The 9,379-nt window shown below is 59.2% G+C and carries 7 protein-coding genes and 1 pseudogene; 2 read left to right on the top strand and 6 right to left on the bottom strand.

The genetic code is table 11. The features are described from left to right. Positions 1 to 114: 114 nt before the first annotated feature. Genes N181_RS03130 through N181_RS03115 form a run of 4 tightly spaced genes read right to left on the bottom strand, consistent with a single transcriptional unit; the run spans position 115 to position 5,360 of the window. Positions 115 to 2,760 (bottom strand): ATP-binding protein, encoded by a 2,646-nt coding sequence (locus tag N181_RS03130; protein ID WP_037436725.1) that lies wholly within the window; start codon positions 2,758 to 2,760, stop codon positions 115 to 117. Further along, positions 2,745 to 3,932: a TfuA-like protein gene (locus N181_RS03125; RefSeq protein ID WP_245290974.1), complete on the bottom strand. Its 1,188-nt coding sequence runs from the start codon at positions 3,930 to 3,932 to the stop codon at positions 2,745 to 2,747. Before N181_RS03125 ends, N181_RS03130 begins: the two co-directional genes overlap by 16 nt. Beyond that, positions 3,932 to 5,167 carry a YcaO-like family protein gene (locus N181_RS03120; protein WP_037436727.1) on the bottom strand — a complete coding sequence of 412 codons (1,236 nt, stop codon included), beginning with the start codon at positions 5,165 to 5,167 and terminating at the stop codon, positions 3,932 to 3,934. Before N181_RS03120 ends, N181_RS03125 begins: the two co-directional genes overlap by 1 nt. Next, the gene (locus tag N181_RS03115) at positions 5,157 to 5,360 is read right to left on the bottom strand and encodes a hypothetical protein (RefSeq protein ID WP_037436730.1); all 204 of its coding nucleotides are present in this window, start codon (positions 5,358 to 5,360) and stop codon (positions 5,157 to 5,159) included. Before N181_RS03115 ends, N181_RS03120 begins: the two co-directional genes overlap by 11 nt. 352 nt (positions 5,361 to 5,712) lie before the next feature. On the opposite strand from N181_RS03115, the gene N181_RS03110 reads away from it, so the two are divergent. Together N181_RS03110 and N181_RS32840 are read left to right on the top strand one after the other, a co-directional pair. Beyond that, a complete protein-coding gene (locus N181_RS03110) occupies positions 5,713 to 6,300 on the top strand; it encodes an iron-containing redox enzyme family protein (protein ID WP_234717116.1) in 588 nt (195 codons plus the stop codon). Between the two features lie 87 nt (positions 6,301 to 6,387). Next, positions 6,388 to 6,480 (top strand): annotated as a pseudogene (locus N181_RS32840) (adenosine-specific kinase); the annotation flags it as partial. 437 nt (positions 6,481 to 6,917) lie between these two features. Here N181_RS32840 and N181_RS03105 read toward each other — a convergent pair. Then, entirely contained in the window at positions 6,918 to 7,961 is a 1,044-nt protein-coding gene (locus N181_RS03105; RefSeq protein ID WP_037436735.1) for a sulfate/molybdate ABC transporter ATP-binding protein, read from the bottom strand. 83 nt (positions 7,962 to 8,044) lie between these two features. After that, positions 8,045 to 9,070: a sulfate ABC transporter substrate-binding protein gene (locus N181_RS03100; RefSeq protein ID WP_037436739.1), complete on the bottom strand. Its 1,026-nt coding sequence runs from the start codon at positions 9,068 to 9,070 to the stop codon at positions 8,045 to 8,047. Between the last annotated feature and the right edge of the window lie 309 nt (positions 9,071 to 9,379).

Here is a 9,379-nt window from a genome sequence, read left to right as displayed (position 1 = left end):
AAACAAATAAATTTGCCAATGATGAGCCAGGCCGTCCGTCACCGGACTCCGCGCCGCATCTAGAACGGTTGACCGGACGTGGTCGCCATTCGAGAAACGATCCTAGAACAGCCCCTAACTTGCAACGGCGGCGCGGCATGACGAAAGTATCTGCTCCCATGGGCGCTTAGCCCCTTTTTCGCTTACACGGGCGAATCGCTTGTTTCCTGATGCCTTGCGAACCGCAGACACGATTCTTTGAAAATCGGCATCGTCTGTCGGCTCGAACCGGACTCCTAGGCGAGCGAGACGACCATTCACTGCTCCGATGATTTCTGCAGCACCGTCCCAATTTTCTTTCGCTGCGAGCACTCCGCTTATCGCTGCGACAGCAAGGTTCACCACCATCGGGTAGTCATATCTCTCGCCGATAGCCAGGGCCTGGCCGGCGAGTGCCGCGGCGTTCCGCCAGTCATTGCTGTGCAGCCTGAAATGGGCAAGGTTTTGCAGCAGATGGCCGTGCCAGTAGGTATCACCCAGCTTGTCGAGCAGCTTGAGGGCATCGAGATAGAATTCTTCGGCAGCAGCCTCGTCCCCCTCTGCGCGCGTTCCTTCCCCGATTGCAATCAGGGCAACCACGGTTCCATGATCGTCGCCGATGAGCTTCGCCAGTTCGAATGACTCCACGATCAAGGCGCCGCCTGCCTCGGGTTCACCTGTCGTGGCTTTGGCAATGCCGGCAATAATCCCGGCACTCGCAATTCCGGCCTTGTTCCCCAGCTCGCTGTAGATACGGTGACTTTCAACGCCATTTTCACGCGCTGATTCAGGATCACCGGACATGTACCGGATGAAGGCGGCCGAGTTCAAGATTCGCGCCAACGGCTCTGCTTCGCCTGTGGTCCGGGCGTGTTGCAGAGCCTTGTCCGACCAAGTTCTCGCCTCCGAAAACTGGCCTCTCGATATCCAGAGCCACGTCAGCGCCTCGATCAGCGTGGCCGAATGATGCGCACTGGGTTGCCCCATCCGCCATTCGAGTGCCACCCGAATGTTGCCGGCTTCGTTCATCAGGTGCTCGACGGAATCGCGCTGGTTGAACGTCATCACGTTGGGCGCGGCTGACAGGACAAGCTCGGTGAAATGGTCCGCATGCCGTTCACGGATGGTTTCGTATGCGTCCGTCCGTCGCAACTTGTCGAGCGCATAATCGCGAACCGTGTCGAGCATGTTGAGGCGCGCATGGCCGAGAGCCATTGTTCTGAACAACAGGCTCTTGTCCAGAAGGGCCTCCACATGGTCAACGACATCGACCTCGCCCTCAAACAGGGAGGCGACGGCACGAAGGCCGAACCCGCCGTTAAAGACAGCCGACGCATAGAAAACGCGGCGTTGGCCTTCCGTCAGGAGATTGTCGCTCCAACCGATCATCAGTCGAAGGGTGCGGTGGCGGGGATCAATATCCCGCGCCTTGCTTCGAAGATCCTGAATGCTGCTTTGAAGCCGGTCCTCCAGCTCCGCGACGCTGAGGAGCCCGACATGCGAGGCTGCCAGTTCAAGCGCCAGCGGTAGCCCGTCAAGCCTCCGGCAGATCCTGGCGACCGCCCCCAGCGTTTCACTTCCCACGGCGAAGTCCGACTGTTCGCGGCGTGCAAGCCTCTCAAAGAGCTGCACGGACGGGTTCGCCAAAATCCGAGCGTCGCTCTCTCCTTCATCAGGCACGCTGAGCGGAGGAACGGCGAATTCCAGCTCGGAACGCAATTTAAGCGGTTCGCGGCTGGTGCTCAGCACGGTGATCCCCGGACAGGCCTTGAGAATGGCATTTATGACCGGACCCGCCTCGACCAGATGCTCGAAGGTATCGAAGATCAAAAGCACCTCGGCGCTCCCCAGCGAATTGCACACCGTCTCTATGGCGGAGACACCCGGAGCTTCATGCAGGCCAATGGCCTTGCAGATTTCCGAACCGATGAGATCCGGATCGTCGATTTCTCTCAGCTGAACGAAGAACACCCCGCGCGGGTACAAGGGTAGCGCTGATCTTCCGGCGCAGATCGCCAGGCTTGTCTTGCCCACGCCGCCAACGCCCGTCAGCGTAACAATACGGTTCTGTTTGTCCGTCAGGATCTGATTTAGCCGGGCGAGTTCCAGGCGCCGGCCGTAGAGAACCGGCACATCGGACGGGAGGTTGGTGCGGTTGGCGCCGATCGATGAGATCGGTGCAAATTCGCTTTGCAGTCCCGGGACCACCAGGTCGAACAGGGCTTCAGGATAGCGAAGATCCTTGAGGCGATGGAATCCGAGATCGCGGACTTCCACGGTCGCTCTGATGTGGCCTTCCGCCAGCTCATCGCGAACCACGTTCGAAATGACGATCTGGCCTCCATGCGCCACCGATGCGATACGAGCCGCACGATGCACCTCTATCCCGGTGACGGTGGCGTCGTGTCTTCTCACGGTTCCGCAATGCAGGCCCATCCGGACCAGTGGCTTGCATCCTTGCGCCCATTCTTCCTTCGTCAGGGCAAATTGGGCGTCAATCGCTGCCTGAACCCCTTGGACGGATCCAGGAAAGAGTGCGAATACGGAGTCGCCAACAACGTTTACTTCCTCGCCACCATAGGTGTGGATGGCGTTGCGCAGCAACTCATTGTGCCGAAGGAGCATCTCATCGTAGAGATCGGGATAGGAATCCACCAGGTTTGTCGAACCCTCAATGTCAGTAAAGAGCATGCAAACGCTGTTGCCCGACGATTGAGTCTGGCTTTCTATTGAGGGTGCCATAACAAAACCTCTCTCGGCTTCGTTGACGGAGCCCCAGCGAACAAGGATGTTCGTCGAAGGCATTTGGTTAGAGCAAGTTCAGAGCAATGTGCGCTCAGGCGTTCGGAGAAGGACGAACCACTTCCTTTGCGTATGAGGAGCTCATTCCATGAGCCGACACGATGGGCGTCGGCCAGCTGACGTTCCGCTTGCCGGACGTCCTCGTTTTCGGACCGAAGTCCGCATCGCCGAGCCTCGGCGACAGCCCTGCAAAAGACGTTGAACCGCATCAGCTCGGCCTCTAGCTCGCCCGAGCCGTTAAGGATATTCCAAACCGACGCAGTCGGCACCGTCAATTCTCCGCTGAGCCAGTCAATTTCATTGTCGAGTCGTGGGTAGCCCCTCCCCGAACAGCAAAGCCACTCGATGAACTCGGCTTCAATCTGTTGCCGGTCCGCGCCACTCAGCGCATCGGGGGCCCGTCCCCTGCCGTCTCCTAGCAGACCAAACAGCTGAGGCGATCTGGAAGCGCGGGGCGGACCTCGATCAACCTCCAGTAATTTCAAGACCTTGTTTGCGGCCTGAACGGCGTCGGTGCGCTTTGTGTCTATTGCCTTGAAAAAGTCGAGCAGTTCGCCCGAGAGGTGGCGCCCGGCTTTCCGGTAGGCGGCGGGCCAGGTCCTCAGGGAAAAATGAAGCAATTGCGCTGCCGAGATAACTTCCTCGGCTTCGGCTTTTCCAACGAGACCGATCCTGGTCGCCCGCCGCAGCGCGATCCGCATGTTGATCAATGGTTCTGTAAGCGCCGGAAAAGCCCTGTCCTCGCGGAAGAGGACTGCCACCTCGTCCTCAGTGGATATGATCCGGTCCTTGAACAGTCGAAATATCATCCCCGCGCCATGCACGCCTGCCGGCGCGCAATCCGCCGCCCGGAGCGCCCCCATACTGGAGGCACCGACCACGACCGCCCCGTCCTGGACAACGTCAACGACTTCCCGTGGCGAAATGGAAAGGACATTGGCAAATGCGCCGTCCAGGATCAGAAAGACCTCGTGCTTCAAAATGCGACAAGCATAAAGCTCCCCCCGCCTCGCCGGAGGTCTGATGATCGCATCTGGCAAAATGGACAGGATGTCCGAAGCGGGCGCGCTTGGCCCCAGGAAGACGACCGGCGGCATCCGCATCGCACCCATCACAAGAGGTGCCTTGCACTTCGCCAGCCGACCCGGCGGGGGTCGACCGTAAAGAGCGACAGACCGGGTACACGCACCCTCACAACGGGCAGGCCCAGCGACTTTCGGCTCAGGTCAATGACGATGACCTGCGTAAGTCCGGCGGACGTCAGCCGTTCCAGCACAAATTCGAACTCCGACTCGAGGTCTGGCAAGTCCACATTGGGAATGGTGGAGAAATCATGCACGGTTGCGGGAACCCCGGGCGCGGATAGGCTGGCCCGCCGCGAAAAGGGTACCTGGTTGTAGGAGTCACGGGCACCGTGAATGACCCCGAGCCTCGATTGGAATGCCTCAAGGATAGCATGTGTAACGGCAGCACCGGCCAGAAGGTCAGCGCCCCACCCCGCCACGACCAGCGGCATCGGCCCCGCGGCACTACAATAGGACGGGTCTATTAGCGTGCTCGCGATAACCGGTATCTCAAGGTCGCTCGTCAGATCGTCCAGGATGAGTTCGAGATTTGCTTCCCTGGCGCGCTCGGCAAGCGCCCTTTGTGCTGGAGGGAGTGAATCCAGATCAATCCTGCGTCCGACAGGCCCGGCGTCCCCCGCCTGTCCATACTGTTCAAAGAAGTGATGCTGACTGACGGCATCCCGTTCGACAACCTCCAGGATCGCGCTGCGTACCGCCCGCCCACGCGTGAACCCGGCAGCCAGGCCATTGGTATCGACCTGATCCAGTATGCCTTCCTTTGCAGGAGACCGCGCCAGGTCGGCCGGAACCCAGATCGGACGAGCGCTGATGAATTCCCAACCCTCTACCCACTCAATCCCCGAATCCGGGCGATAACGGGTCAGCGGGGGAAGATCGAAGGAGAGAGGATCGGCAGCGTAGGCACCGGAAGCTTTAAGCTCGACATAAGTAGCATGCCGGGACTGGCACCCGAACTCCTCTGCGCAAACCCTCTCGATCGACTCCATGATGGCACTGACGCGGGCCGTTTCCTTGTCCACCCCTTTGCCCAGATGGGTGGTCAAGTCTCGTGCAAGGGGAGTGACCGTTGCAAACACGGGAATGCCCAGAACGTCGAGTGGCGTGATGTCGGCTATGCGCGTGACCGGGACCTGCTTGATCGTCGATTTGAGGAGCAGCTTGCGTCTGGCCTCTTCGAGGGCGCCATGCCCCTCATTGCGGCGGTCGTATAGCGGCCACCGGTCCAGCAAACCGGCCGACACCACGACTTCAGAGTCCACAGATGACCTGGTGATTATTGTTGAGGTATATGTGGGTCCCGGTGGATTTACTTAAGTTTTCGAGAACCGCCATTTCGTCGTCGCCAAGGCCTGCGATCGCATCTCGGACCGCTGGCGGGAGCAAATTCTCGTCCACATCGGGAATGACATTCGAATTCTTCAGCCTGTCGAAATTTGTCTGGAAGTCCGCCATTTGTGATCTCCTCAGGCTCTGAGCAGTTTTTCGATGCTTGCTAGATTGCTGTCAGTGATCTTGGGATCGTGAGAGGATGTCTGTCGGTAACAATAGGACGACACTCCCTTATCTGTCCAGTACTACTCTTTAATACTAAAGAGCTACCTATATTTTGACTGAGCAGAACTTGAAAGGCATCTGGAATGAGTTATGATTTCCCGGGTTTGTTTGTTGCTCTCGGGCTGGTATCGCTATGGGTATTTTTGAAAGGCAAGCGAATAGTGGCGTTGTAAGGGGTAGAATCGAACTCTGCATGCCCGCTCTCAGGGCTGCTTTTGGCGACCTTTGGCGAACCGAGCCTCCACCGGAAATGACGATCGCTTTCCTGGTCTTGCTGCATCAAATCATGCGGGCGTCGGTTCCCCTCATGCAATCCGCAGCGGGCAAATGCGATCAACTGGAAGGAACCGATAAGCTTGCTGCTTTGCTCGGAGAATACTATCGGCATCATGTTTCCGAAGAACTGCATCACGACACCTGGGCACTCGAGGACCTTGAGGCTGCAGGGTGCGATCCCAAGCGGGTTCTATCCATCACCCCTTCCGTCGAAGTCGCGCGGTTGGTCGGCACCCAGTATTATTGGCTTCATCACCATCATCCGCTCATGCTTCTCGGATACATCACGGTTCTCGAGGCGTTTCCTCCTGCCGACAGTATGATCGATGAGATTCGAGATCGTTCAGGCCTGCCGGACTCGACGTTCAGGACTTTGAGAATTCATGGGGACCTCGATCCAACCCATAGCGCTGAGATCGACCAGACGTTTGATGCGCTGCCGCTGGATCAGGAGCACTTGGAAATGGTTGGTTTGAGCGTTCTCCATAGCTGCGATGCACTCGCGGCAAGCGTGCGAGTTCTGCGCCCACTCTACCTTTTTAGCGGATCGAAATCCGACTGACTCCGCCATTTGCCGTCGGTTTGATGCTCCCTTCAGAGACATCCCTGTCGCCAAAGTCGGCACCAACCCACTACCGCATGTTTCCTTGTGGTGGATGGCGCCTTACCGCTGGGTGTCGAAACTGCCGCCGACATTGCGTGGCGGAAGGACCTGCTGCGAAAGATCGGCTACAAGCTATAGTGGCTGGATGATGCCGATCAACGGCCCATTGCGACTTTAATACCGCCGAGTTCATGACGGTCGGCGGGGCGCTTGGCGCAGATCCCCATAAGAAGATGTAGCTAGCGGCCCTCAAAAGCGCTCGCTCCCAAACGCAAACATCCCCGTTGGTTAGACGGAGATGGCGATGGGCGCGTGTATTGTAGAAACACGAAAGCCCCCTTGCATTTCTGCTTGGGGGCTTGTTGCTGAGGTTTTGGTTGCGGGGGCCTGATCACACAGAGACTTGTATTGCAGAGCGCCAAAACCGAACGACTTTGATCACTATGCGCCTGTGTGACGCCGAGCGCCAAATAATCCCCGGTCCCTCGCTTTCCGGAATTTCTACTGCGCGTTCAACGACAGGGGCACCTCGACGCTCTAGGCAAAATTGGCGTCATGAACTTTGTGCTTCCAAGCTATTCGCCGCGAAACAACTTCCACTTGGTGGGTCGAAAAGCAATTCGGCTGTGGTCGGCCGAGAACGCGCGCTCGGGTGGCAACTCGATCTCGATCGGCGGCTGCGTCTTGCCGAGATCCAGTTCGAGGTGGCGCGTCCCCGCGACGCGCCGACTTGCCGTGACGCGGCCGCCGAGGCAGCCGAGATCCCCCTCGACGAGTTCAACGTCGTGCGGGCGGAAATAGAGGGTTGCCGGTCCATCCGGTTCACTTGCCGCGCGCAGGCCGATCGGCCGGTCCTCGAGAGCGATCTCGCCGTTCACGACGGTGACGTTGAGACAGTTCGACTGGCCGACGAAGCCGTAGACGAACGGCGAGACCGGGTGGTCATAGATTTCGCCGGGCGTGCCAACCTGCTCGATCGCCCCCTTGCTCATCACTACGACGCGATCGGCGAGCTCAAGTGCCTCTTCCTGGTCATGCGTGACGAAGACGGTCGTGTAACCGGTGCGGTCGTGGATTTCGCGGAGCCACCTCCGGAGTTCCTTGCGAACCTGCGCGTCGAGCGCGCCCAACGGCTCGTCGAGCAGCAACACGCTCGGTTCGACCGCCATCGCGCGCGCGAGCGCCACGCGCTGGCGCTGGCCGCCGGAAAGCTGGGCGGGATAGCGCTCTTCCAGTTCCGAAAGCTGTACCAGTTCCAAGAGGCCGAGGGCTTGGCGGCGGATCTCGGCAGCCGGCGGCCGGCTGCTGGCGGGTCGGACCCTGAGCCCGAAGGAGACGTTGTCGAGCACCGTCATGTGGCGGAACAGCGCGTAGTGCTGGAAGACGAAGCCGATATTTCGCTGTTGGACGGTCTTCTTCGAGGCGTCCTCGTTGCCGAAGAAAATCATGCCCTCGGTCGGACTTTCGAGACCGGCAATAAGCCTAAGCAACGTCGTCTTGCCGGAGCCGGAAGGGCCGAGCAGCGCAATCAGTTCGCCGGAGCGGATGTCGAGTGTGACGTCGACGAGCGCGGGGAAGCGGCCGAATTCCTTGCGCAAGTTCTCGACGCGGACTTCCATGAAAGCTCTGGCCTCTTCAGTGCCCGCAGCGAGCAGCAACGTCATCGCTGCAGTGAAGCTCCCTCTCGGCTGCCTTGGGAAACCTATCGTCCCGGCATATAGATCTGGTCGAAGATCCCTCCGGCGCCGAAGAATTTCGACTGAGCTTCCTTCCAACCGCCGAATTCGTCAATGGTGACGAGTGAGACATCGGCGAAGCGCGCCGCGTCATCGGGGTCAGCAAGTTGAGGCTTGTAGGGGCGATAGTAATGCTTGGCGGCGATCTTCTGGCCGGCATCGCTGTAGAGAAAGTCGAGATAAGCTTCGGCCACCTTGCGGGTGCCCTTGGTATCGACATTGCCGTCGACAAGCGCCACCGGCGGCTCGGCCTTGATCGAAATCGAAGGCGTGACGATCTCGAAATTGTCGGGGCCGAGTTCCTCGAGAGAAAGATAGGCTTCGTTCTCCCAGGCGAGCAGCACGTCGCCGAGGCCACGCTGAACGAAGGAGGTCATCGCTCCCCAGGCGCCGGTGTCGAGGACGAGAACGTGCTTGAAGAGTTGCGTCACATATTCCTGCGCCTTTGCATCGTCACCGCCATTGGCAGCACGCGCCCAGGCCCAGGCGGCGAGGAAGTTCCAGCGTGCGCCGCCCGAGGTCTTTGGATTCGGCGTGATCACCTGGATGCCTTCCTTGGTCAAGTCGCCCCAGTCCTTGATACCCTTCGGGTTTCCCTTGCGGACCAGAAAGACGATCGTCGAGGTGTAGGGGGCGCTGTTGTTGTCCAGGCGAGTCTTCCAGTCGGCCGGAATCTTGCCGGTCGCTTGAGCAATCGCATCGATGTCGGCTTCGAGTGCCAGCGTCACCACGTCGGCCTTCACGCCATCGATCACCAATCGGGCTTGCTTGCCGGAGCCACCATGAGAGGTGTGGATCGTTACGGTCTCGCCGGTATCCGCCGCCCATTTTTCAGCGAAGGCGGCATTGAATTCCTTGTACAGTTTTCGGGTCGAGTCATAGGACACGTTCAGGATCGTTGTATCTGCGAGAGTGGGGCTCATGGGGCCAAGCTGCAGGACTGCGACCAGAAAGGCTCGCTTCACGACTCCGGCAAGTCTATTCGCTCCCATGTCGACCTCCATGCTGAGCCCGATAAACTATCCCGCGACGGCTGGGCGGGGAAGCCGAGATGCAGCAATCGTGCACGTCCGCCGTCGTGAATGTGCGCCGTGCCCAAGCAGCAATACATATTTCGGCAGGCGCTTATGGACCACCCGCCACCGAAACTGGAGGAGAGCTTTGCAAAGATTCTCCGTCACGCTCATAAGGAGGCGAGAATGCCTGTGCGCTCTTTTCACCGCCTAGGCGGTGTCTCGAAAGGCTTGCCAACCTGCTGCCATTGCGTCCCTCCGGCACTCTCGAGCGCATACATCGCCATG

Origin of the sequence: Sinorhizobium fredii USDA 205 (genome assembly GCF_001461695.1) — a bacterium.
GTDB classification, from domain to species: Bacteria; Pseudomonadota; Alphaproteobacteria; order Rhizobiales; family Rhizobiaceae; genus Sinorhizobium; species Sinorhizobium fredii.
The sequence above is the reverse complement of the archived record's forward strand: the minus strand, read 5'-3'. Positions and strand labels throughout refer to the sequence as shown.